Raw genomic sequence first — 23,249 nt, forward strand, 5'->3', positions numbered from 1 at the left:
CTGGCCGGCTGGGGCCAGCTGGTTCCCGCGTTGCGCCCTGCCGTTGACCATGGCGGAATTGCCACAGGCCCCGACGCTGATGTGACTTTCATGCCATGGGCTTTGCCGCCAAGAGTGGCGGCTCCTGACAGTTCAAGGAACCGGCGGATTGCGGCGTGTATGGCGAGTGGTGAAGGAGAGCGTCCTCCTCTTCTTCGAGGATGACGCGATGACGCGGGGCGCCGCCATCGCCTACTACGCGATCTTCTCGGTGGCGCCGATCCTGGTGATCGCGGTGGCGATCGCGGGCTATGTCTTCGGTGCCGAGGCGGCGCAGAAGGCTGTCGAGACTCAGCTGAACGAGATCGTGGGGCCACAGGCGACGGAGTTCGTGCTGTCCCTGCTGCGCAGCGCCAGCCATTTCGGTTCCGGCCTGACCGCCACGCTGATCAGCCTCGTCGGCATCCTGGTCACCGCCAGCGGGCTGTTCAGCGCCGTCGAGGCTTCCCTGAACGCCATCCTGGACGTGCCGCCGCCCCGTTCCACGGTCTGGGCACTGATCCGCACGCGTCTGCTCGGCGTCGGGCTGGTGATCAGCGTGGGCTTCCTGCTGATCGTGTTGCTTCTGGCCAATACCGTGATGGCGGCGCTGCAGGTCTATCTGAACCTGCTGCCCTGGACGCAGGTCGTGCTGCAGCTGCTGAACACCGGCGTGTCCTTTCTGCTGCTGAGCCTGGCCATCGGGGTGCTTTACCGGGTCCTGCCGAACCGCTGGCTGAGTTGGCGCGAGGTGATGGTCGGGGCGGTGGTGACCGCCGTGCTGCTGTTGTTCGGCCGCTTCGGGATCAGCCTGTATCTGAGCCAGGCGAGCATCGCCTCCACCTATGGTGCGGCGGGGACGCTCTTCGTGATGCTGCTCTGGATCTATTATTCCACGCTGATCTTCCTGTTCGGCGCGGAATGCGTGAAGTGCTATGCCCGCCATTACGGCGGCGGCCGGATCCGGCGGAAGGAGAAGGGCGACGATGCTTCGCTCACCGCCCATCCCGCGGAGGGGGCCGGGATGATCCCGGCCCGCCCCATCCCGCCTCAGGCGAAGGCGAGGTCGTAGCTGACCGAGTGATTCCAGGTGAGGCTGGCGGCCGCCTCGGCGTGGAAGGTGCCGTTCACGTCGATGCCCTGGAGGTACAGGTTGCGGTCGGCGCTGGCGCTGCCTTCGTAGAAGTCGTTGATGAAGGCCACCTCGACCTTGTGGGTGCCGGTGGTGAAGTCGCCGTGGAGGGTGATGTCCTGGGTCTTCCCGTCGGCATGCGAGGCGGTCACGGTATAGGCTGAGTCGCCCAGCTGCTTTCCATCCACCTTCACCACCATCTGGGCATCGCCCTTGTAGGCATCCTCCGACACCCGCAGCGTGATGCTGTCGGTGCTGCTGGCGTTGGGTGTGCTGACGTTGCTGGTGGTGGTGCCGGCCGTCGAGCTGGAGGTGCTGCTGCCCGACGAGGCGCTGCTGGAGGCTTTGAAGTTGAGGTTGAAGTCAGCCGTGTAGTTATAGGTCATGTTGGCCTTGGCGCTGGAATACAGCGTGCCGTCCACCGTGATCCCCTCCACGTAGAGGTTCCGGTCGCCGGCGGAGCCGCCGTTGAGGTCGTTCAGGTAGGTGACCGAGACCTTGTGCGTGCCGCTGCCGAAATCGCCGCTGACGGTGATGTCCTGCGTCTTCCCGGCGGCGTGCGAGGCCGTGGCGGTCAGCACGTCGCTCACCACCTTGTCGTCCACGCGGACGACGAACTGCGCATCGCCCTGGTAGGTGTCCTCGGAGACGTGCAGGACGATCTTGTTCGTCCCGGTGGTGGCGGTGTCCGTGGCCACCGTGGCGGTCGCGGCGGTGCCGACCTCGACCACCAGCGGGTGGTCGGACAGCGCGACCTGGACGCTCTTGGTGTTGGAGAAGCTGGCGATCGCCGTGCTGCCCAGGAGCGGGTCGTAGATCGTGCCGGACTGGGCGTTGTCGAAGTTGATGGTGACCGTCTGGCTGGCGATGGAATAGGCGCTGTGGGTGGTCGTGTTCCAGATGGTCGGCTCGTTCCACAGCACCAGGTCATAGTTGCCCGAGCTCTTCTGCAGCAGCATGTCCTGGCCCTCGGTCGGCATGCCCTGGAGGGTGTAGCCGAGATTGGTCAGCGAGACGCCCTTCGTGCCCGCCGCTGGGTCGGACAGGATGCTGTTCAGGTTGTGCAGGGCCGTGGCGGCCTGCTTGGGCGTGCCGTCGGCGTTGAACAGGCCGAAGCCGGTCTGCAGGTTGGTGGAGGAATAGGTGCCGGAGTTCACCAGCTCGTAGATGTAGGTGCGGTCGACCCCGTCCTTGTACTGGTCCAGCAGCATGTTGAGGGTCAGGACCGCCTGGGTCCGCTCGTTCACGCCGTAGCCGTCGCTGGAATAGGTGGCGGTGGACCAGCCGCCCTCGGTGGCGACGGTGTCCTTGCCGGGGGAAATGGTCTGCGCCTCGGCGATCCGTTCCGGCACCTGGTCAGCCACGCTCCGGGTGAAGCCCCAGCCGAAATAGTAGCTGTGGATGTTGGAGTAGTCGGCGGAGGAGGAGAGGTTGCCGAGCTGGCTGTAGGAATTGCCGTCGCCCAGGCTGGTCTGGATGACCGGCGTGCCGCTCAGGGCGCTGTTGCCGTGCACCGCCGAGTAGAGGGCCGACTGGAAGGCCCGGGTCGCGGCGAAGCCGGTCAGGCCGTTATAGCTGATAGGGAAGTAGTCCGTCTCATTAGGACCTTCGACGTAGTCGATCGCGTTGTAAAGGCTTTCCAGCTTCGCGATGGCCGAGATCTGGCTGCTGAGGCTGGCACCGTTGTTGCCACTGGTCAGCAGAGAGAAGGTAATATCGTTGTTGGCAAGGACCTCGAAAAGCTCGGTGGACAAAGAACCGGTAAGACCATCACGGACATGCGTGACGCCGATATAGTCGAGATTGGAAATAACCTTGCTGATATTCCCGTACCCACCACTGGTGTCATTGATATGGGTATTGACACCGATCGAATCGAGAAAGCTTTCCGTTGAACCGATGGGACGAGTGCTCACAGATCAACTCCTCGACAATGATGCTGATCGGGTGGCACAGCCGGGGAATGTGAACAAGAACTTCATCACAACTCTGCTACTGATCGCAACATTCTGCGGTCGCGAAAAGCCGTATATGGGATATAATTCCTAATAATTAACAAACGTGAAGCGCGAGTAAATTAGTATTTACTCGCGCATCAGGCGATTCACCCTGCCTTCGTCATGAGGCTGTGCTGCTCGCGGACCTCCAGGAAGCGCAGTTCCGGGAAGTCCTCCGCCGCCCTGTTGCGGCGCCAGTCGCTGCTGAAGAAGGCCACCAGCGCGCCGTCGTGGTCCTCGGCCACGTCATGGGGGATGGCGCGGCGGAAGCGTTCCAGCGCCGCCGCGTCCTCCGAGGCGACCCAGCGCATCAGGCTCCAGGGCGTGTTCTCGTAGCGGCTGGGGACGCCGTACTCGGCCTTCAGGCGCTCGGCCAGCACGTCGAGCTGGAGGGCGCCGACCACGCCCACCACCGGCGGCGTTCCGTCCAGCGGGCGGAAGAGCTGCACCACGCCTTCCTCGGCCAGCTGTTCCAGCGCGGTGCGGAGCTTCTTGCCCACCATGGCATCCTCGATCATCACCCGGCGCAGGATCTCGGGGGCGAAGCTCGGCACGCCGGAGAAGTTCAGCGCCTCCTTCTCGGTCAGCGTGTCGCCGATTCGAAGGATGCCGTGGTTGGCGATGCCGACCACGTCGCCGGGCCAGGCCTCCTCGGCCACCTGGCGGTCCTGGGCGAAGAAGAAGAGAGGGGCGTTGACGGGGACCTGCTTGCCCGTGCGGGTCTGGCGCAGGCGCATGCCCTTCTGCAGCCGGCCGGAGCAGATGCGCAGGAAGGCGACGCGGTCCCGGTGGTTGGGGTCCATGTTCGCCTGGATCTTGAAGACGAAGCCGGTCAGCTCGGGCTCGGAGGCCGTGACGGTGCGGCTGTCGGCGGCGCGGTCGCGGGGCGGGGGGGCGAAGCGGGCCAGGCCCTCCAGCAGGTGGCCGATACCGAAGTCGCGCAGGGCAGAGCCGAAATAGACCGGCGTCATCGTACCCTCCAGGAAGCGCGCCGGGTCGAAATCCGGATAGGCGCCGGCCAGTTCGGCGCCGTCGCGGAGCTCCCGGGCCAGGTCGGGCTTGACCAGCGTGTCCAGCTTCGGGTCGCCGAGGCCGGAAAGCCTCACCGGGCCGGAGCCCTCCGCCATCAGGTGCAGGGCGGGGTCGAGCAGGTCGTAGGTGCCGACAAAGGAGCGGCCGGCGCCCACCGGCCAGGCGACCGGGGCGACGTCGAGGGCCAGCGTCTTCTCGATCTCGTCCAGCAGCTCGAAGATGTCCTTCGACTCCCGGTCCATCTTGTTGATGAAGGTGATGATCGGGATGTCGCGCAGGCGGCAGACCTCGAAGAGCTTGCGGGTCTGGGCCTCGATGCCCTTGGCGGCGTCGATCACCATCACCGCGGCGTCCACGGCGGTGAGGGTGCGGTAGGTGTCCTCGGAGAAGTCCTCGTGGCCCGGCGTGTCGAGCAGGTTGAACACCACCCCGTCGCGCTCGAAGGTCATGACCGAGGTGGCCACCGAGATGCCGCGGTCCTGCTCGATCTTCATCCAGTCCGAGCGGGTGCGGCGGCGGTCGCCCTTGGCGCGGACCTGGCCGGCGAGCTGGATGGCGCCGCCGCGCAGCAGCAGCTTCTCCGTCAGGGTGGTCTTGCCGGCGTCGGGGTGGGCGATGATGGCGAAGGCGCGGCGCCGCGCGGCCTCGCGCGCCACGGCGGTTTCGGCGGCCCCGGTGGCGGCATGGGTTTCCGGACCAGACGGCCGGGAAAGGACGGGCTGGTCCATCGGCAGCTTTCCTGTCAGTGCGTTATGCGGTTCGGCGGGGTTTCTAGACCGCCCGAGGGCAAGATGGGGAGAGCCGGGGCCGCGTGCCAGCGCGGCGCTGACGGTAGGCCGGCGATGCCCCGGCCCGGCGCCGTGGCCCCCAGGAGGTGACCCCCGGGGGCGGGCGGGGCCGGTCCCGCCTCAGCCCTTCCCGGTCAGGAGGCCCGCCCGGTCAGGCCCATTCGCCCTGGCGCATCACCGGCTCGGCCTCGCCGGAGGCGGTGATGCCGTCCACGTCCACCTCGCCGGAGCCGATCATCCAGTCGATATGGATCAGGCTCTTGTTGCCGCCCTGGGCCTGGAAGGTCTCGTCGGTCAGGCCGGCGCTGTTCTCGAAGCAGGTCTTGTAGGCCTGGCCGAGGGCGATGTGGCAGGCGGCGTTCTCGTCGAAGAGGGTGTTGAAGAAAAGCAGCCCGCTGGCGGAGATGGGGGATGAGTGCGGCACCAGCGCGACCTCGCCCAGGCGGCGGGCGCCTTCGTCCGTGTCGAGCACCTTCCGCAGCACCTCCAGCCCGGTGCTGGCCTGGGCCTCCACGATCCGGCCGCCCTCGAAGCGCACGGCGATGTCGCGGATCAGCGTGCCGCCATAGGAGAGCGGCTTGGTGGAGCGGACATGTCCTTCCACCCGCGCCGCGTGGGGGGTGGTGAAGACCTCCTCGGAGGGGATGTTCGGGTTGCAGGTGATGCCGTTCTTGGCGACCTCAGCCCCGCCCAGCCAGGCATGGCCGTCCGCCAGGCCGACGGTCAGGTCGGTGCTAGGGCCGCGGAAGCGGAGCGCGCTGTAGCGCTTGCCGTTCAGCAGGCGGGTGCGGGCGTGGAGGCTGGCGTTGTGGGCGGCCCAGGCGGCGACCGGGTCGGCGGCATCGACGCGGGAGGCGGCGAAGATCGCGTCCCAGAGCCTCGCCACCCCGGCCTCGGGCGCCTCCTCCGGGAACATGGCCCGGGCCCAGGAGGGGGTGGCGTAGGAGGCGATGGTCCAGTTGATGTCGAAGTTCACGATCCGCTCCAGCGCCGGCAGATAGGCCTTCGAGCGGGCGCGGTTGGCGCGGGAGACCTTTTCCGGGTCCTGGGCGGAAAGCAGGTTCGGGTCCTCACCGGTGATGGCAAGGCGGGCGGCATTGCCGGCGAAGGCCCGGCCCATGCCTTCGAAGAGCCAGCCGGGCGCGGTGTCGAAGGCGCTGTCGGGGGCGTGGCGGAAGCGGGCGAGGGTCATTTCCTCGTCGCTCAGCAGCGTGGTGACGAGCGAGGCGCCTGCCTTGTAGGCATGTTCGGTGATCCGCCGCACCAGGGGCAGGGCGTCGAGCGGCGCGGTCATCACCAGCTCCTGCCCTTCCCGCAGGCCGAGGCCCACGCGGACGGCGACCTCGGCGAGCCGGTCGATGCGCTGTTCGAGCGGAAGGGACGTCTGGGTCATCGGGAGCCTCCGGATCAGAATGCGGCCCCGATCAAGAGGCCCGATCGCGCCGCCCATCAAGAGCCCCCTGGGGATGCGCGAGGGCGCGGAGGAGGGCGTGGGGATCTGTCCGGACGCGCCCGGGACCCTTCCGCCGGCCGGCGCGGCGCGGCGGCAAGCGATTTGCATGGGTGGCCGTCGGGGTGGGGAGGACGGTCCGAATGTCACCGGGTTTTCGCTGGGGTATCCAAAAAAAGAAGCGAATCCGGCACCGGCATGTCATGCTGTCGCGGCAATGCAGCAGGATGGGAAAACCACAGTGCAACTCTCTTCCCACAATCGATGAGGAATGGAGTTGAAGCTATTGGCACCGCTGCCCTACGCTTCCATATCCAAGCAAGGTGAAGCCCGCGGGATTGTAACGTCCTGCCACGGGCCGGGGCAACCGAAGTTGATCCCGTGTGTCCGCCCTGGTCCAGGGGGCGCGTTTCTTTGAAACCGTTGTGTATCGCTCTCTTGCCGTTGCCCGAGCCGTGCCCAGAATTTTCCTATGGCATCGGCGCGCGGCGCGGAATTCAGACCGCTGTTTCGTTTCGCAAGGACTGACCAGAGCACCGCCCGTCGCCAACATCTCTTTTCCGGAGGGTTCCATGGCTCCGCTCGATGACATCTTCTCCCTGCACTCCTCGCTGCGCGAGCAGCGCCGCGAGGCCGAGATGAGCCTGTCCGAATACCTCGAAGCCTGCCGCGACGATCCGCTCTGCTATGCCTCCCCGGCGGAGCGCATGCTGAAGGCGATCGGCGAGCCCGAGACGATCGACACGGCCAAGGATGCACGGCTCGGTCGCATCTTCCTGAACCGCACCATCCGGGTCTATCCGGCCTTCGCCGAGTTCTACGGCATGGAGGAGACGATCGAGCGCATCGTCGCCTTCTTCCGCCATGCCGCGCAGGGGCTGGAGGAGCGCAAGCAGATCCTCTACCTGCTGGGCCCGGTCGGCGGCGGCAAGTCCTCGCTGGGCGAGCGGCTGAAGGCGCTGATGGAGCAGGAGCCCATCTACGTGCTCAAGGCCGGACGCGACCTCAGCCCGGTCTTCGAGAGCCCGCTCGGCCTGTTCGAGCCGGAGCGGATGGCACCGGTGCTGGAGAAGCAGTTCAACATCCCGCGCCGCTACCTCAACGGCCTGGCCAGTCCCTGGGCGCTGAAGCGGCTGGAGGAGTTCGGCGGCGACCTGCAGAAGTTCCGGGTGGTGAAGCTGCATCCCTCGCGCCTGAAGCAGATCGCCGTCGCCAAGACCGAACCGGGCGACGACAACAACCAGGACATCTCCGCCCTGGTCGGCAAGGTCGATATCCGCAAGCTGGAAATGTTCTCGCAGAACGACCCGGACGCCTATGGCTTCTCGGGCGGGCTGAACCGCGCCAACCAGGGGCTCCTCGAATTCGTCGAGATGTTCAAGGCTCCGATCAAGATGCTGCACCCGCTGCTGACGGCGACGCAGGAGAGCAACTACCTCGGCACGGAGAATATCGGCGCCATCCCCTTCAACGGGATCATCCTGGCCCATTCCAACGAGGCGGAGTGGCAGAGCTTCCGCAACAACCGGACCAACGAGGCCTTCCTCGACCGCGTGAACGTGGTGAAGGTGCCCTACTGCCTGCGGGTCACCGAGGAGACGAAGATCTACGAGAAGCTGATCTCCTCCTCCGCCCTGGCCGAGGCGCCCTGCGCCCCGCACACGCTGGAGATGCTGGCCCGCTTCGCCGTGCTGTCGCGGCTGAAGCCGCATGCCAATTCGCGGCCCTTCACCAAGATGCGGGTCTATGACGGGGAGAACCTCCGCGAGACCGACCCCAAGGTGAAGACCATGCAGGAGTACAAGGACTCCGCCGGGGTGGACGAGGGGATGGAGGGCATCTCCACCCGCTTCGCCTACAAGGTGCTCTCGGCCACCTTCAACCACGACCCGACCGAGGTCGCGGCCGACCCGGTGCACCTGATGTACGTGCTGGAGAACACCGTGAAGCGGGAGCAGTTCCCCGCCGAGGTCGAGCAGAACTACCTGACCAGCATCAAGTCGGAGCTCGCCTCCCGCTATGCCGAGTTCATCGGCAACGAGATCCAGAAGGCCTATCTGGAGAGCTACCACGACTATGGCCAGAACCTGTTCGACCGCTACCTCGACTATGCGGATGCCTGGATCGAGGACCAGGACTTCAAGGATCCCGATACCGGGCAGATGCTGAACCGCGAGCTGCTGAACGGGGAACTGACCAAGATCGAGAAGCCGGCGGGCATCGCGAACCCGAAGGATTTCCGCAACGAGGTGGTCAAGTTCGCGTTGAGGACTCGGGCCAACAATGGCGGGCGCAACCCGTCCTGGACCTCCTACGAGAAGATCCGCGACGTGATCGAGAAGCGGATGTTCAGCCAGGTCGAGGATCTGCTCCCCGTCATCAGCTTCGGTTCGAAGAAGGATGGCGATACGGAGAAGAAGCACAACGACTTCGTCGAGCGCATGGTCTCGCGCGGCTATACCGAGCGGCAGGTCCGCCGGCTGGTCGAGTGGTACATGCGCGTGAAGCAGTCGGCCTGAAGGTTCCGGGGAGCGAGGCACACCGCTTGGACATTATCGACCGACGTCCGAATCCGCACGGGAAGAACCTGGAGAACCGCCGGCGCGTGCTGGCCCGCGCGCGGTCCGCCGTGACGCGGGCAGTGCGGGAGGCTGTGGACAGCGGGACACTGCGCGAGGTCGGCAAGAGCGGGGAAGCGGTCACCATCCCCGCCGACAGCCTGCACGAGCCCTTCTTCCACACCGTCTTCACCAGCGGCCAGCGCGACATCGTGCTGGGCGGCAACAAGGAGTTCTCGGTCGGCGACCGCATCAAGCGGCCACCCTCCGGAGGTGGCGGCGATGGTGGCGGGGGGCAGGGCGCGGGCAATGCCCAGGGACAGTCGGAGGACAACTTCCGCTTCGTGCTGACCCGGGACGAATTCCTGGACCTGTTCTTCGAGGACCTGGAGTTGCCGGACCTGGTGAAGGCCCAGGTCATGGACGTGGAGAACGTGTCCCCCTCCCGCGCCGGGATCAGCACGGATGGGGCACCGTCGCAGCTCGACATGGCGCGCACCATGCGCCAGTCCATGGCGCGGCGGATCGGGCTGCGGCGCCCCAAGACGGACGAGATCCGGGCGCTGGAGGCCGAGATCGCCGGGCTGGAGGAAAGTGGCGAAGCGCCGGAGCGCCTGCCGGTGCTGCGCGAGGAGCTGGCAACGGCGCTGCGGCGGCTGGGGCGGATCGCCTGGGTGGACCCGGTGGACCTGCGCTACCGCCGCTTCACCCCAACGCCGCGGCCGACCGCGCGGGCGGTGATGTTCTGCCTGATGGATGTTTCCGGCTCCATGACCGAAAGCATGAAGGACCTGGCCAAGCGGTTCTTCCTGTTGCTGCACGTCTTCCTGGAACGGCGCTACAAGCGGGTGGACCTTGTCTTCATCCGTCATACCGAGGCGGCGGAGGAGGTGGACGAGAAGACCTTCTTCACCGATCCGCGCACCGGCGGCACGGTGGTGTCCTCGGCGCTGGAGGAGCTGCTCCGCATCCAGAAGGAACGCTATCCGGCGGATTCCTGGAACATCTATGCCGCCCAGGCCTCGGATGGCGACAACTACAGCGGCGACACGCCCAAGACCGTCTCCCTGTTGGAGAAGGGCATCCTGCCGATCGTGCAGTACTTCGCCTATATCGAGGTCGGCGTGTCCGGGGCGGTGATCCGGGGCGAAAGCGACCTGTGGCGCGGCTATGCGCCGGTCGCCGGACGGGCCGAGAACCTCGCCTTGCGGCGGGTCGGGGAGCGGAAGGACATCTTCCCGGTCTTCCGAGACCTGTTCGGCAAGCGCACGGCGCCGGCCGGCTGGGCCTCGGGAGGGTAGGACGATGGGGGCTGGACTTCTCTACACGGGCACGGACTGGGATTTCCCGACGTTGCGGCGGTCCTATGACGCGATCGAGGAGATCGCCGAGAAGGAGCTGGGGCTGGAGGTCTATCCCAACCGGATCGAGATCATCACGCCCGAGCAGATGCTCGACATCTACACCTCGCACGGGATGCCGCTGACCTACCGGCACTGGTCCTACGGCAAGCGGTTCCTGCAGCACGAGGTCAGCTACCGGAAGGGCTATACCAGCCTCGCCTACGAGGTGGTGATCAACTCCAATCCCTGCATCTCCTATCTGATGGAGGGGAACACCGCGACCATGCAGGCGCTGGTGATCGCCCATGCCGCCTTCGGCCACAACCATTTCTTCCGCAACAACTACCTGTTCCGGCAATGGACCGAGGCCTCCTCGATCCTGGACTACCTGGAGTTCGCCCGGTCCTACGTGGCGCGCTGCGAGGACCGCTTCGGGGCGGCGGCGGTGGAGCGCGTGCTCGATGCCGCCCATGCGCTGTCGCATCACGGGGTACACCGCCATGCCGGAACCCGGCAGCTCAACCTGCAGACCGAGGAGCGGCGGCAGCGCGAGCGGCGGGAGTATGACGAGAAGGTCTATAACGACCTCTGGCGGACGGTGCCCACCACCAAGCCCGCCCCGGGGACGGACCCGGTGGCGGAGCGACGGCGCAGGCTCGGCCTGCCCGAGGAGAACCTGCTCTACTTCCTGGAAAAGACCTCGCCGCGGTTGCAGAGCTGGGAGCGGGAGATCATCCGCATCGTCCGGCTGATCGCGCAGTATTTCTACCCGCAGCCCCAGGGCAAGGTGATGAACGAGGGCTGTGCCACCTGGGTGCACCAGCGGATCATGACCCGGCTGCACGAAAAGGAGCTGATCGACGACGCCGCCTTCCTGGAGGTGCTGCATTCGACCAGCAACGTCATCACCCAGCCCGGCTTCGACCACCCGGCGGGGGGGGACTTCAACCCCTATGCGCTGGGCTATGCGATGATGTCGGATATCGAGCGCATCTGCCGCGAGCCGACCGCCGAGGACCGGCGGTGGTTCCCCGATTTCGCCGGCAACGGCGATCCGATGGGCACGCTGCGCGACGCCTGGGCGAATTATCGCGACGAGAGCTTCATCCAGCAGTTCCTGTCCCCGGCGGTGATGCGGAAGTTCCACATGTTCCGCCTGCATGACGACACGCGGGAGCCCTATCTGCTGGTGGACGCCATCCATGACGAGGACGGCTATCGCGAGATCCGCCGTTCCCTGGCCCGCGTCTATGACCCCGGCGTCAATACCGCGGACGTGCAGGTGGTGGATGTGGACCTGGCGGGCGACCGGCGGCTGATGCTGCAGCACCGCACCACGCCGGGGCGCCTGTTGCAGGCCAAGGATGCAGAGAACACGCTGCGCTATCTCGCCAGCCTCTGGGGCTATGAGGTGAAGCTGGTGGAGGTGGACGCCATGACGGAGGCGGTGCTGGCGACCCATAGCGCGGGGCCGCTGCGGGCCTGATCCCGCTTCCGCAGCCTTCTTCGGCCGCTTCCGGGGTGGTGGGGGGCGTTGGCCCGGGGGCAAGGTGCTGCCTCGTCCCCGATGTTCCCACTCCGTCAGGACGCTGCGTGCCCTGGGCCCGTTTTCTCCGGTCCTCCCTGACGCCGGAGCGCATCGTCCCGTGTCAGTTGCCCTCGGCGGCCTCGCGCAGCATTTCCAGCTCCAGCCATTCCTCCTCGGCCTTCGCGAGTTCCGCCTGCCGCTCCGCCAGCATGGCGCTGGCCTTGTCGAAGCGCGGCTTGTCGCGGGCGTAGAGGCCGGGATCGGCCAGGATCTCGCCGAGCTTGCGGATCTCGGCATGGAGCTTGTCCATGCGGGCGGGCAGGGTCTTCAGCGCCTCGCGTTCCCGCATGTTCAGCCGGCGCGGCCCGGCCAGGGCTTCCCCGGCCTGGGGAAGCGGGGCGGGCGTGGAGCGCGCCGGGGCGAGGGTGGAAGCGGACGCGCGCGCCTGCACGCCGTGGCCGCGTTGGGCCACCATGTCGGAATAGCCGCCGGCATATTCCTGCCAGCGGCCCGCGCCTTCATAGGCGATGACCGAGGTGGTGCAGCGGTCGAGGAAGTCGCGGTCGTGGCTGACCAGCAGGACGGTGCCGGCGTAGTCGGCGATCAGCTCCTGGAGCAGGTCCAGGGTTTCCAGGTCCAGGTCGTTGGTCGGCTCGTCCAGTACCAGCAGGTTGCTCGGGCGGGCCATGGCGCGGGCCAGCATGACGCGGCCGCGCTCCCCGCCCGAGAGCACGCCCAGGGGGGTGCGGGCCTGTTCCGGTGGGAAAAGGAAGTCCTTCATGTAGCCGATGACGTGTCGGGCCGTGCCGCCGACATGGACGAGGTCGCTGTCGTCGCCGGTCAGCGCCTTCTGCAGCGTCATGGCGGGGTCGAGGCTGGCGCGGCGCTGGTCCAGGCTCACCATCTCCAGCCCGGTGCCGAGGCGGATCTCGCCGCTGTCCGGGGGCAGGTTGCCGGTGAGCATGTTGAGCAGCGTGGTCTTGCCGGCGCCGTTGGGGCCGACGATGCCCACCCGGTCGCCGCGCAGGACGCGGGTGGAGAAGGGGGCGACCACGGTGCGGCCGTCATAGGTCTTGCTGATCTCCTCCGCCGAGACGACCAGGGAGCCCGATCCGCCTGCCTCGGCAGCGGCCATGCTGACCTTGCCCAGGGCACCCACCCGCTCGCGCCGTCTCTTGCGGAGGTCGTGCAGCTCGCCGAGGCGGCGGACGTTGCGCTTGCGCCGGGCGGTGACGCCGTAGCGGAGCCAGTCCTCCTCCCGCGCGATCTTGCGGGTCAGCTTGTGCGCCTCGCGCTCCTCGTCCTCCAGCACCTGGTCGCGCCAGGCCTCGAAATGGGCGAAGCCCTGGTCCAGCCGCCGGGTCACGCCGCGGTCCAGCCAGACCATGGCGCGGGACAGGTTCTCCAGGAAGCGGCGGTCGTGCGAGATCAGGACGAGGGCCGAGCGCAGGGAGCGCAGCTCGCCTTCCAGCCATTCGATGGCGGGCAGGTCGAGGTGGTTGGTCGGCTCGTCCAGCAGCAGGATGTCCGGCTGCGGCGCCAGGACGCGGGCGAGGGCGGCGCGGCGGGCCTCGCCGCCGGACAGGACGGCGGGGGTTTCCTCGCCCGAAAGACCGAGCTGTTCCAGCAGGTAGCGGGCGCGGTAGGGGTCGTCCCCTGGGCCGAGGCCGGATTCCACATAGGCCAGGGTGGTGGGGAAGCCGGAAAGGTCGGGTTCCTGCGGCAGGTAGCGCACGGTGGCGCCGGGCTGCACGAAGCGGGTGCCGCCGTCCGGCTCGGCCAGTCCCGCCGCGATCTTCAGCAGCGTGGATTTCCCCGAGCCGTTGCGCCCGACCAGGGTTAGCCTTTCGCCGGCGCCGACGCCGAGGGAGGCGCCCGCCAGCAGGGGGGTGGTGCCGAAGTTCAGCCGGATGTCGGTCAGGAGGAGCAGCGGAGGAGGAGCCATGTCGCCCCGCATGTAGAGCGGATCGGCCGGGAAGGGGAGGCCGCGCGGCACCCGGAGATGCTTGTCCGGCGGTGGGCCGGTCCCGCCCGCGAGGGGGAGTCGCGGGGGGCGGTCAGGGGCGGGTGGTCACCGCCAGGGCAGGGCGCGGGTGGCGGGGCGGGGGAGGACGGCGTCCCACTGGCGGATCCGGTCGAGCAGCGCGGCGGGCGGGAGGGGCGGGGAGAGGTGGTAGCCCTGCACGATGGGACATCCGAAGCGGTCCAGCATCTGCAGCGTCTCCTCGTTCTCGACGCCTTCGGCCACGACCTCGATCTCCAGCGAGCGGGCCAGGCTCAGCACCGCCTGCACCAGCACCTGGTCGCTGCGCGCCTTGACCATGCCCGAGATGAAGCTGCGGTCGATCTTGATCCGGTCCACCTCCAGCTTCTGCAGGGAGCCGAGGGAGGCGAAGCCCACGCCGAAATCGTCGATGGCGATCCGCACTCCTGCGCGGCCGAGCGTATCCAGCCCTGCCTGGGCGATGCGCAGGTCCATCATCGCCTCCTCGGTCAGCTCGATCTCCAGCATCCCGGGGGGCAGGCCGAACTCCGCCAGGGTGGACATGACCAGCCGGGCCACGCCGAACTGGGTCATCTCGCGCGGCGAGACGTTCATGCTTACCACCGCATCGGCGTGCCCCATCTGGCGCAGTGTGGCGATCATGCGGCAGACGTCGCGCAGGATGAAGCGCAGCAGCGGCTCGGCCTGTCCGGCGCTGGCGGCCGCCAGGATGATGGCGGGCGGGTCGATCGGCCCGTGGCGGGGGTGGCTCCAGCGGATCAGCGCCTCCATCCCGGCCAGGGTGCCGCAGGGGCGGCGGAGCAGCGGCTGGTAGTGGACCTGCAGCCCACCCCCGGCCAGGGCGCGGGGCAGGTCGCGCTCGATGTCGCGCGTCACCTCCCGCTGGTGCCGGAGGGTGTCGTCGAACAGGCAGAAGCGGTTCCGCCCGCTGCGCTTGGCGGCATAGAGGGCGGCGTCGGCGCAGGAGAGCATCTCCCCGCTGCTGGCGGAGATGCCGGAGGACTGGTCGCAGAAGACGCCGATGCTCACCCCGACCCGCCCGGCCTCGCAGACCGTGAAGGGGATCGCCACCGCCGCCGTGAGCCGCGTCGCCAGCTCCGCCGCCTCACGCTCCGGCGCCAGGCTGGCGGGGCAGAGCCGGCCGAGCACGGCGAACTCGTCGCCGCCGAGCCGGCCGAGCACATAGCCCCGGGGCAGGGCCTGCCGCAGGCGCTGCGCCACCTCGACGAGCAGGAGGTCGCCCGCCTTGTGGCCGAAAAGGTCGTTGACCGACTTGAAGCCGTCGAGGTCGAGCAGCATCAGGCAGTGCGGCCCTTCCTCCATCCGCGCCGGCGCGCCGGCCGGGTCGGGGGTGGCGCCGGGGGGAGCGCCGGGGGGGGCGTCGGTCCTGCCGGCGGCGCTGGCCAGGCTGTCGTCCAGGACCTGCATGAAGCCGGCGCGGTTCAGCGCCTGGGTCAGCATGTCGTGCGTGGCGCGGTGGCGCAGGTCCTCGGCGATGTCGAGGGTCTGGCGATGGGACTCGTGCAGGGAGGTGGCCAGGGCCCGGGCCTCCTGCTTGCTGCGGCTGGCCTGGAGAAAGGCGCGCTCGCCCTCCCAGGCGCTGCGGACCAGTGCCATCGTGTAGAGGGCGACCGTGGCGGCCAGCATCCGCTGCTCGAAGCTGCCGGCCCAGACAAGGCAGGTGATCACCGAGAAGAGGGCCGGGGTGATGAAGCAGATCGGCACGCGGGCATAGGCGGTGCCGTGCACCACGGCGCCGGCGGTGATGCCGCAGACCACCACGAGGAAGAAGGGCGCCTGGGATGTCGTGAAGCCGTCGCAGAGCACGGGCACGGCCGCCCAGATCATGCCCGAGCACCAGGCCAGCAGGCACATGGCGTGGAACCAGCGGCGGACGGCGGGGGATTCGCGCCCCTCCAGCAGCACCGCGCGGGGCGGGAAGCCGCAAAGCAGGCTGCGCAGCAGGTTGACCGCGATGCTGGCCCAGAACCAGGCGAAGCCAGCCTCTCCGTGGCCGCCGTAGTTCGCCATCGCCAGGTTGGAGAGGCTGAGCAGCACCGTGACGGGAAGCGAGATGAGCACGCTGCGCCGGACGGCCCGGAGCTGGTCGAGGCGGATCAGCCCTTCCAGGGGTGTCTGGCCGGGCTCTGGCGGAAGGTGGTGATCGATGGATCGTGGGGGCATCGCACTGCTGGTCGGTCTTGCCCGGAACTTTCCCGAGTCCAGATCAAGATATCATGAAATACAATCCGAGGTTGTGCAAACAGGACGATCCTGCCTTGGCTGCGCCGTCGGGGCGGGCATGTCTCAAATTCTCTGGACTTGCGGGGGGCAATTCGGTAGTTGCCGCGCTCCTGATCCCCTTCCGCGCGCGTTCCGACGCCTGGCCGGAGCCTGAAAGGCGGGGCAGCCTCCGGCGTGGCCGGGCCGTATGCATCCGGCCAACCCGTGGACGGTGCTTCCGCCCTGCCGTTCTGCTCAGCGCCTCCGGGCGCGGTGCCCTGCGGTGGTCCTGTCGGCCCTGGCGAAAATTCGACCCCGATCGCATCGCCGTTCGGCGCGCCGCGTTCAGCAAAGCACGACATGCCCTTTCCTGACGATCTTCCCGCCCCCCTTCTCCTGGCCCTGGCCGAGCGCGGCTATGCCGAGCCGACGCCGGTGCAGGCCGCCGTCCTCGCCGCCGACACGGCGGGGCGCGACCTTCTGGTTTCCGCCCAGACCGGCTCCGGCAAGACCGTGGCCTATGGCCTGGCCATGGCCAGCAACCTTCTCGGCACGGCCGAGCGCCTTCCCCCCGCCGGCACGCCGCTCGCCCTGGTGATCGCGCCGACGCGCGAGCTGGCACTGCAGGTCAAGACCGAGCTGGCCTGGCTCTATGGCAGCGCCGGGGGCCGGGTCGTGTCCTGCGTCGGTGGCATGGACCCGGTGGCCGAGCGGCGTGACCTGTCGCGCGGTGCCCATGTGGTGGTCGGCACGCCGGGCCGCCTGCGCGACCACCTGGACCGCGGCAACCTGCGGCCGGACACGCTGCAGGTCGTGGTGATGGACGAGGCGGACGAGATGCTGGACCTCGGCTTCCGCGAGGAGCTGGAGGCCATCCTCGACACGCTGCCGGACCCGCACCGGACGCTGCTCTTCTCGGCCACCGTGCCGCACGAGATCGCCACGCTGGCGCGTTCCTACCAGAAGGACGCGCAGCGCATCGAGGTGAAGAGCGACGGCGCCGGGCATGGCGACATCGAGCACCGCGCCATCACCATCGCCCCGCACGAGATCGAGCGGGCGGTGGTGAACATCCTGCGCTTCGAGGACCCACGCCTTGCCATGGTGTTCTGCGCCACCCGCGCCATGGTGGCCCGGCTGCACGGCAACCTGACCGAGCGCGGCTTCTCCACCGTGGCGCTGTCCGGCGAGCTGTCGCAGTCCGAGCGCACCCGTGCGCTGCAGTCGCTGCGCGACGGGCGGGCGCGGGTCTGCGTCGCCACCGACGTGGCGGCGCGCGGCATCGACCTGCCGGATCTGGGGCTGGTGATCCATGCCGAGCTGCCGCGCGATCCCGAGACCCTGACCCACCGTTCCGGCCGCACCGGCCGGGCCGGGCGGAAGGGCATCAGCGTGCTGCTGGTGCCCTATAACCGCCGTCGCACCGGGGAGCGGCTGCTGGCCGCCGCCCGGGTGCAGGCGAGCTGGGGGCCGCCGCCTTCCGCCGAGACGATCCGCGCCAAGGACAACGAGCGCCTGTCCGTCCAGGCCGGCGAGCTGGTCGCCGAGGAGGCGGCGGAGGACGATCTGGCGCTGGCCCGCGGCCTGCTGGAGAAGAACGCGCCCGAGGCGGTCGCCGCCGCCCTGATCCGCACCCTGCGCGGCCCGCTGCCGGCGCCGGAGGAGCTGTCGGACACCAATGACCGCACCCCGCGCGAGCGGCCGGAGCGCCAGGGCGGGCCGGAGGGCGTCTGGTTCCGCGCCAGCGTCGGGCGCAACGAGAATGCCGATCCCCGCTGGCTGCTGCCCTTCCTGTGCCGGCGTGGCCATGTCACGCGTGGGGAGATCGGCCGGATCCGCATCCTGGGCCGCGAGACCCAGTTCGAGGTGGCCGCCGCCGCCGCCAGCCGCTTCGCCGCCGCCGCGCGCCGGGCGGAGGGCGAGGACGCGCATATCCAGGTGGAACCGCTGGGGCATGGCAGCCCCGTGCGCCCGCCTTCCTTCAGCGGGCCGCGCGAGGGCCAGGGCCGGGATCGCCCCCGTGGCGGCCCCGGGGGCGGGCATGGGCGTCCCCAGTCCTTCCGCCACGCCGGACCGCCGAGGCATTCGCGCGGCTGAAGGCCGGGCCTCGGGCCGGGAGGCTTCCGCCCGGTCCGTGTTTCCTGGCCTCGATGTTCGCCTCGGTGGCGCAACCGGCGGGCCGGGCGCCCGGGCCGGCCCTGGCCCCGGCGGGCATCATGGCGGGGCCATCCGGCCATGTTCTTGAAAAGAAACGAGCTTGCGGGTGATGGCGGAAGGGGAAACCCGTGCGCCGATGCGGCGTTGGGCCGCCGACATGCAGATGTACCCGATGTACCCGATCCGCCTCGCTCTGGTGGCCAGCATCCTCGGCGCACCGCTTCCCACGCGGACCACGGCCGGCTCCGCCCAGGGCGGCACGACACAGCAGGAGGAGACGGCCTTGCCCGCCGCCCTTGGCGAGCCGTCCCTGCAACGAAGCGACGATGCCCCGCCCTCCCGTGCGGCGAGACTCTGAGGACACATCTGTGTTGTGCGCGCGTGAGAGGCGCGTGCAGTTGCGTTGCCTATGGCTTGCGCAGCGCCCCCCGGTGGTCTAGCGCATCCCTTCCTGAAGCAGTCTTGGGGCCAGAATGTCGTCGGCGGTGGATCGCAGCAGTGTGAGCCGGGACCATCCGCGCGCAGCGTTGGATGCTTCGTCGGTCAGGGATGCCTATCGGCGCTGGGCGGGGGTCTATGATGCGCTCTTCGGCGGCGTCTCGGCTTTCGGGCGCAAGCGCGCGGTGGCGGCGGTCAACCGCCTGCCCGGCGCGAGGGTCCTGGAGGTCGGCGTCGGGACCGGGCTGGCCCTGCCGCTCTACCGGCGCGACCTGCGCGTGACCGGCATCGACCTGTCGCGGGAGATGCTGGAGAAGGCCGCCGAGCGCGTGGCCAGCGAGCGGCTGCCCAATGTGGACGGGTTGCTGGAGATGGACGCGGAGGCCATGGCCTTCCAGGACGGCGCCTTCGACATGGCGGTGGCCATGTTCACCGCCTCCGTGGTGCCGAACGCGCGGCAGCTCTATGCCGAGATGAGCCGCGTCGTCCGCCCCGGTGGCCGCCTGCTCTTCGTGAACCATTTCGCCGCCGAGGCCGGGCCCCGCTGGTGGGTCGAGCGGGCCATGGCGCCGCTGTCGCGCGTCCTCGGCTGGCATCCGGATTTCGAGCTTTCCGCCCTGCTGGACCGTGAGACCGCGGAGATCGAGGCGATCGAGCCCTGCCCGCCGGCGGGGCTCTTCACGCTGGTCCAGCTCCGCAACGGCGACACGCTGCGGCGCGCCCTGGCGGCCTGACCCCCGCCCGGGAGGATTGTCCTCAGCTTCACGGAACAGGCCCTGCCGGCGATACCGGCGGGGCCTGTTGCGTTTCCGTGGCCGGCGTCCCCCGCGTTTCCGTCCGGGGTCCGTGGTGCCGTCCAGGCCGGGATTCCCGCATGGGCCGAACGGGGGCTAAGCTCGCGGCCTGGAATCAGGCAGGGGCGGCGGACCGCCCGGGCGAGGAGGCCGCATGCGCGCCAGCATCCGTGGGACCGAGATCTATTTCGACGTGGAAGGCATGGGGCTGGTGCCCGATGGCGACACGATGCGCGAGCGCCCGGTCGCGATGGTGATCCATGGCGGCCCGGGCGGGGACCACAGTGGCTTCAAGCCAGGCTACACGCCGCTCGCGGAGCGGATGCAGCTCGTCTATTTCGACCATCGCGGCCAGGGGCGTTCCAGCAAGAAGGACCCGGAGAGCTGGAACCTCGACGAGAATGTCGAGGACATGGAGGCGCTGCGCCGGCATCTCGGCCTGGGGCCGGTCGTGTCCATCGGCACCAGCTATGGCGGCATGGTCGCCCAGGCGCATGCGGCCCGCTATCCCGAGGCGGTGTCGCACCTGGTGCTGGTGGTCACCGCCTCCCATGGCGGCTTCGTTCCCCGGGCGCAGCGGATCATCGAGGAGACCGGCACGCCGGAACAGCGCCGCGTCTGCGACATGCTCTGGGATGGCGCCTTCCGCACGGTGGAGGAGGTGCGGCACTACTACGAGGTGATGGGGCCGCTCTATTCGCGCCGCTACGATCCCGCCGCCGGGACCGCCAGCCGGATGCGGACCCTGCACGAGCCCGAGGCGCTGAACCGCGCCTTCCGTCCGGGCGGCTTCCTGCGCAGCTTCGACCTGCGGCCCGAACTCGGCCGCATCACCGCGCCCACGCTGATCCTGGCCGGGCGGCACGACTGGATCTGCGCGCCGGAATTCTCGGAGGAGATCCACCGCCTGGTTCCCGGCTCCGACCTGCGGATCTTCGAGAACAGCAGCCATTCGATCCGTGCCGACGAGCCCGAGGCGCTGGTGGATGCCATCCGTGGCTTCGTGGTCCACAACCGAGGTCGCCGCGCCGGCTGAGGCGCTTGGCCGGGGGTCAGTGGCCGCCGAAGAAGCGTTTCATCCGGCCCCACCAGCCGGCTGTCCGGTCGATGGCGGTGGAAGGGCCGTTATGGCTGACATGGGGCCGGTGCGCGGGGGGCGGCAGGGCGGAGGCCAGGGTGTGGCGCCCGCCATCCTCGGCCGCGATCAGGCGCGTTTCCAGGGCCAGGACCTCGTCCGTCGTTTCGGTGGCGGCCGCGATGGCGAGGCGGCAGGCATGGGCGGCCTCGTGCCAGGCGCCGGCGCGGCGCAGGGCGTCCACCACGCGCACTGCCTGTTCGGGCGCCAGGGGCGGGCCGCTGCGCCAGAGCGCCACGGCCTCCAGCCGCCAGCTCCGGGCGAGTTCGGGCAGGCCTTCGTCATCCGCCACCCAGGCGGCCTGTAGCGTCGCCTCGGCGGCGGCATGAAGGGCGCCGCTTTCCTCCAGCACATGTGCCCAGCCCAGGAAGCGGCGGGCGAGGGGAGGGTGCGCCGTCTCGTTCACCAGCGCGCGGAAGGGGGCGGCGGCCACGGCCTGGGCCACGGCCGGGTGCGCGCGGGTGATGTCGGGCGCCGCATAGCCGCAATGGGGGCATTGCTGCAGCCAGAAGCGCATGGTGGAGCGCAGCGGTTCCCCGGGGCGCAGATCCAGGTCCGGGGCCTGTTCCGGCGGCGGCGCGACGGCGCGGGGCTGCCGGCTTTCCGTTCCGCAGACCGCGCAGCGCACCATGCCGGGCTTGCCGCCGGAGCGTCCCGCGCCAGGCTGGAAGGGGCCGTCCTTTCCCAGGCGTCCGGGCCCCGGGCGCCCGGGGCCCGTGCGGCCGGGGGCGTGGCGCTGCGGATCGCCGCCCGGACCGTTGTCCGGATTGCCGCCTCGGGGCTCGCGCGTGGGGAATGAACTCGCCATGACGGTCCAAGTTAGGCGCAGGAGGCGCGCGGGCGAAGGGGGCAGATGGCGGGCGCGCACCATCTTGTGCATGATGGCCTTCCCTTATGCTTCCGGTGACCAAAGGCGCGATGCCCCGCGGCGATCTTTTTCCCGATATCTCCCCCTACGAGACCGGCCTGCTGCCGCTCTCGCCCTCGGGCGCCGCGGCGGACGGGGTCAACCACGTGATGTACTGGGAGCAGGTGGGCAATCCCCGGGGCCAGCCGGTGCTGTTCCTGCATGGCGGGCCGGGGGCGGGGGCGGGGGCGGTGCATCGCCGCTTCTTCGACCCCGGCCACTGGCGCGTGGTGATCTTCGACCAGCGCGGCGCCGGGCGCTCGCGGCCGCTGGGGGAGCTGCGCGACAACACCACGCCGCATCTGGTGCGGGATATCGAGACGCTGCGGCGGTTCCTGGGCATCGAGCGCTGGCTGCTCTTCGGCGGCTCCTGGGGGTCGACCCTGGCGCTCGCCTATGCCCAGGCGCATCCCGAGCGGGTGCTGGGCTGCGTGCTGCGCGGGGTCTTCCTGGGGCGGCGGGAGGAGGTGGACTGGTTCCTCTATGGGCTGCGCCGGATCTTTCCGGATGCCTGGGCCGCCTTCGCCGAGCATGTCCCGCCCGAGGAGCGGGGCGACCTGCTTTCCGCCTATCTGCGCCGACTGACCGATCCCGACCCGGTGGTGCATCTTTCCGCCGCCCGGTCCTGGAGCAACTTCGAGGGCATGTGCAGCACGCTGCTGCCTTCGCCGGAGCTGGTCGCGAGCTTCGCGCAGGACCGTTCCGCCCTGGGCCTGGCGCGGATCGAGGCGCATTACTTCGCCCATGACCTGTTCCTGCCGCCCGAGGGCCTGCTGGGGCGGATGGACCGCATCGCTTCGATCCCGGCGGAGATCGTGCAGGGACGCTACGATATGGTCTGCCCGCCGGCCACGGCCTTCGCGCTGACCGAGGCCTGGCCGCGGGCACGCCTGACCCTGGTGCCGGATGCCGGGCATTCCGCGCTGGAGCCGGGGGTCCGGACGGCGCTGGTCTCGGCGGTGGAGCGTTTCCGCCGGCGTTCCTGATCGCGGCCGCGCCGTGGCTGTGCCTCCCCCTGCTGTGCAAGCAGGCGGTTCCCGGCCGGTGTCGGTCGTGCTAAGCGGCCTGTGCGTCTCCGTAGCTCAGCAGGATAGAGCACCAGATTCCTAATCTGGGGGCCGTGGGTTCGAATCCCGCCGGGGACACTCCCTTTCAGAATTTACCCTTTTATCAACGCTCTAACTTGCCTATTACCGCTGAACGATGATCCATGACGGTAATGCCTGACGGTAAGCCGCCGCCCTCCTCACAGCGCCAGCGAGGCGCACAAGCCAGAGGAGGCGACATGGCGAACCTGCGGCGAATTAGTCAGGGCTGGTATGCGCGGTACATCATCCCTCGGAGCCGGTGGGCCGACTTCGGTGGCAAGCGAGAGGTCGTGCGGACCCTCCAAACCCGCGACTTGGTCGAGGCACGCAGCCGCCGCTTGAAGGCCATGGAGGCTATCGAGGCGTGTCAATCGGCACTGAATTGGGACCCCAGATCGGCACGCAAAAGGGACCCTCTTGTGAGGTGTGTTGAGGGGGCGTTCAGGCGCGGTTCTTGAATCGCCAACTATCGTTGCCGGTCTCGACGATGTCGCAGTGGTGAGTGAGGCGGTCGAGTAAGGCAGTGGTCATCTTGGCGTCCCCAAAGACGCTGGGCCATTCACCAAAAGCGAGGTTGGTGGTGACGATGACCGAGGTCTGCTCGTAGAGACGGCTGACAAGGTGGAACAGCAACTGGCCGCCGGACTGGGCGAATG

Annotated in this window: 17 protein-coding genes and 1 tRNA gene; 11 read left to right on the forward strand and 7 right to left on the reverse strand. The window is 69.0% G+C overall.

Annotation, left to right across the window (positions count from 1 at the left end; genetic code table 11):
* Positions 1 to 148 precede the first annotated feature (148 nt).
* On the forward strand, positions 149 to 1,090 hold the full coding sequence (locus BT98_RS24785) for a YihY/virulence factor BrkB family protein (protein ID WP_155985205.1): 942 nt from the start codon (positions 149 to 151) through the stop codon (positions 1,088 to 1,090).
* On the opposite strand, the gene BT98_RS0116555 is transcribed toward BT98_RS24785, so the two are convergent.
* The 3 genes from BT98_RS0116555 to BT98_RS0116565 form a co-directional block, all read right to left on the reverse strand.
* The gene (locus BT98_RS0116555; protein ID WP_027297300.1) at positions 1,069 to 2,904 is read right to left on the reverse strand and encodes a carbohydrate-binding domain-containing protein; all 1,836 of its coding nucleotides are present in this window, start codon (positions 2,902 to 2,904) and stop codon (positions 1,069 to 1,071) included. The two genes, BT98_RS24785 and BT98_RS0116555, sit on opposite strands and share 22 nt — an antisense overlap.
* A gap of 350 nt (positions 2,905 to 3,254) precedes the next feature.
* Positions 3,255 to 4,907, reverse strand: a complete 1,653-nt coding sequence (locus BT98_RS0116560) for a peptide chain release factor 3 (RefSeq protein ID WP_019460340.1) — start codon at positions 4,905 to 4,907, stop codon at positions 3,255 to 3,257.
* A gap of 211 nt (positions 4,908 to 5,118) precedes the next feature.
* Positions 5,119 to 6,360: an aminopeptidase gene (locus BT98_RS0116565; RefSeq protein ID WP_019460341.1), complete on the reverse strand. Its 1,242-nt coding sequence runs from the start codon at positions 6,358 to 6,360 to the stop codon at positions 5,119 to 5,121.
* A 629-nt stretch (positions 6,361 to 6,989) separates the two neighbouring features.
* Between BT98_RS0116565 and BT98_RS0116570 the strand changes: the two genes are divergently transcribed.
* The 3 genes from BT98_RS0116570 to BT98_RS0116580 are packed head-to-tail and all read left to right on the forward strand — an operon-like array spanning position 6,990 to position 11,804.
* Positions 6,990 to 8,936 (forward strand): PrkA family serine protein kinase, encoded by a 1,947-nt coding sequence (locus tag BT98_RS0116570; RefSeq protein WP_019460342.1) that lies wholly within the window; start codon positions 6,990 to 6,992, stop codon positions 8,934 to 8,936.
* Positions 8,937 to 8,962: 26 nt separating this feature from the next.
* Entirely contained in the window at positions 8,963 to 10,276 is a 1,314-nt protein-coding gene (locus BT98_RS0116575) for a YeaH/YhbH family protein (protein WP_019460343.1), read from the forward strand.
* Positions 10,277 to 10,280: 4 nt separating this feature from the next.
* Positions 10,281 to 11,804: a SpoVR family protein gene (locus BT98_RS0116580; RefSeq protein ID WP_026033060.1), complete on the forward strand. Its 1,524-nt coding sequence runs from the start codon at positions 10,281 to 10,283 to the stop codon at positions 11,802 to 11,804.
* A gap of 163 nt (positions 11,805 to 11,967) precedes the next feature.
* On the opposite strand, the gene BT98_RS0116585 is transcribed toward BT98_RS0116580, so the two are convergent.
* Both BT98_RS0116585 and BT98_RS0116590 read right to left on the reverse strand, forming a co-directional pair.
* Entirely contained in the window at positions 11,968 to 13,791 is a 1,824-nt protein-coding gene (locus BT98_RS0116585; RefSeq protein ID WP_027297301.1) for an ABC-F family ATP-binding cassette domain-containing protein, read from the reverse strand.
* Between the two features lie 126 nt (positions 13,792 to 13,917).
* On the reverse strand, positions 13,918 to 16,035 hold the full coding sequence (locus BT98_RS0116590) for a putative bifunctional diguanylate cyclase/phosphodiesterase (protein ID WP_051544295.1): 2,118 nt from the start codon (positions 16,033 to 16,035) through the stop codon (positions 13,918 to 13,920).
* Between the two features lie 399 nt (positions 16,036 to 16,434).
* On the opposite strand from BT98_RS0116590, the gene BT98_RS0116595 reads away from it, so the two are divergent.
* The 4 genes from BT98_RS0116595 (at position 16,435) to BT98_RS0116610 (ending at position 20,499) form a co-directional block, all read left to right on the forward strand.
* Complete coding sequence (locus BT98_RS0116595) at positions 16,435 to 18,171, forward strand: DEAD/DEAH box helicase (protein WP_019463063.1); 1,737 nt, start codon at positions 16,435 to 16,437, stop codon at positions 18,169 to 18,171.
* Positions 18,172 to 18,367: 196 nt separating this feature from the next.
* A complete protein-coding gene (locus tag BT98_RS0116600; RefSeq protein ID WP_027297303.1) occupies positions 18,368 to 18,589 on the forward strand; it encodes a hypothetical protein in 222 nt (73 codons plus the stop codon).
* 115 nt (positions 18,590 to 18,704) lie between these two features.
* Entirely contained in the window at positions 18,705 to 19,403 is a 699-nt protein-coding gene (locus tag BT98_RS0116605; protein WP_026033553.1) for a class I SAM-dependent methyltransferase, read from the forward strand.
* A 214-nt stretch (positions 19,404 to 19,617) separates the two neighbouring features.
* Positions 19,618 to 20,499 carry an alpha/beta fold hydrolase gene (locus BT98_RS0116610; protein WP_019463066.1) on the forward strand — a complete coding sequence of 294 codons (882 nt, stop codon included), beginning with the start codon at positions 19,618 to 19,620 and terminating at the stop codon, positions 20,497 to 20,499.
* A gap of 16 nt (positions 20,500 to 20,515) precedes the next feature.
* On the opposite strand, the gene BT98_RS0116615 is transcribed toward BT98_RS0116610, so the two are convergent.
* On the reverse strand, positions 20,516 to 21,229 hold the full coding sequence (locus BT98_RS0116615; RefSeq protein ID WP_174978049.1) for a hypothetical protein: 714 nt from the start codon (positions 21,227 to 21,229) through the stop codon (positions 20,516 to 20,518).
* A gap of 287 nt (positions 21,230 to 21,516) precedes the next feature.
* On the opposite strand from BT98_RS0116615, the gene pip reads away from it, so the two are divergent.
* From pip to BT98_RS28610, 3 genes are all read left to right on the forward strand, one after another.
* On the forward strand, positions 21,517 to 22,491 hold the full coding sequence (pip, locus tag BT98_RS0116620) for a prolyl aminopeptidase (protein ID WP_026033554.1): 975 nt from the start codon (positions 21,517 to 21,519) through the stop codon (positions 22,489 to 22,491).
* Between the two features lie 85 nt (positions 22,492 to 22,576).
* Positions 22,577 to 22,650 (forward strand) — tRNA-Arg (locus tag BT98_RS0116625).
* A 140-nt stretch (positions 22,651 to 22,790) separates the two neighbouring features.
* A complete protein-coding gene (locus tag BT98_RS28610) occupies positions 22,791 to 23,051 on the forward strand; it encodes a DUF6538 domain-containing protein (RefSeq protein ID WP_353406473.1) in 261 nt (86 codons plus the stop codon).
* Here BT98_RS28610 and BT98_RS0116630 read toward each other — a convergent pair.
* Positions 23,035 to 23,249, reverse strand: a 215-nt coding sequence (locus BT98_RS0116630) for an ATP-binding protein (protein ID WP_027297304.1), incomplete at its 5' end; no start/stop codon positions are given. The genes BT98_RS28610 and BT98_RS0116630 overlap by 17 nt on opposite strands.

The sequence above is a fragment of the Roseomonas mucosa ATCC BAA-692 genome (assembly GCF_000622225.1).
Lineage (GTDB): Bacteria > Pseudomonadota > Alphaproteobacteria > Acetobacterales > Acetobacteraceae > Roseomonas > Roseomonas mucosa.

Coding starts and splice junctions, on each gene's coding strand:
- BT98_RS0116560 (WP_019460340.1), bottom strand. CDS start 4,907: ATGGACCAGCCCGTCCTTTCCCGGCCGTCTGGTCCGGAAACCCATGCC.
- BT98_RS0116565 (WP_019460341.1), bottom strand. CDS start 6,360: ATGACCCAGACGTCCCTTCCGCTCGAACAGCGCATCGACCGGCTCGCC.
- BT98_RS0116570 (WP_019460342.1), top strand. CDS start 6,990: ATGGCTCCGCTCGATGACATCTTCTCCCTGCACTCCTCGCTGCGCGAG.
- BT98_RS0116580 (WP_026033060.1), top strand. CDS start 10,281: ATGGGGGCTGGACTTCTCTACACGGGCACGGACTGGGATTTCCCGACG.
- BT98_RS0116585 (WP_027297301.1), bottom strand. CDS start 13,791: ATGGCTCCTCCTCCGCTGCTCCTCCTGACCGACATCCGGCTGAACTTC.
- BT98_RS0116590 (WP_051544295.1), bottom strand. CDS start 16,035: ATGCCCCCACGATCCATCGATCACCACCTTCCGCCAGAGCCCGGCCAG.
- BT98_RS0116595 (WP_019463063.1), top strand. CDS start 16,435: ATGCCCTTTCCTGACGATCTTCCCGCCCCCCTTCTCCTGGCCCTGGCC.
- BT98_RS0116600 (WP_027297303.1), top strand. CDS start 18,368: ATGCGGCGTTGGGCCGCCGACATGCAGATGTACCCGATGTACCCGATC.
- BT98_RS0116605 (WP_026033553.1), top strand. CDS start 18,705: ATGTCGTCGGCGGTGGATCGCAGCAGTGTGAGCCGGGACCATCCGCGC.
- BT98_RS0116610 (WP_019463066.1), top strand. CDS start 19,618: ATGCGCGCCAGCATCCGTGGGACCGAGATCTATTTCGACGTGGAAGGC.
- BT98_RS0116615 (WP_174978049.1), bottom strand. CDS start 21,229: ATGGTGCGCTGCGCGGTCTGCGGAACGGAAAGCCGGCAGCCCCGCGCC.
- pip (WP_026033554.1), top strand. CDS start 21,517: ATGCCCCGCGGCGATCTTTTTCCCGATATCTCCCCCTACGAGACCGGC.
- BT98_RS28610 (WP_353406473.1), top strand. CDS start 22,791: ATGGCGAACCTGCGGCGAATTAGTCAGGGCTGGTATGCGCGGTACATC.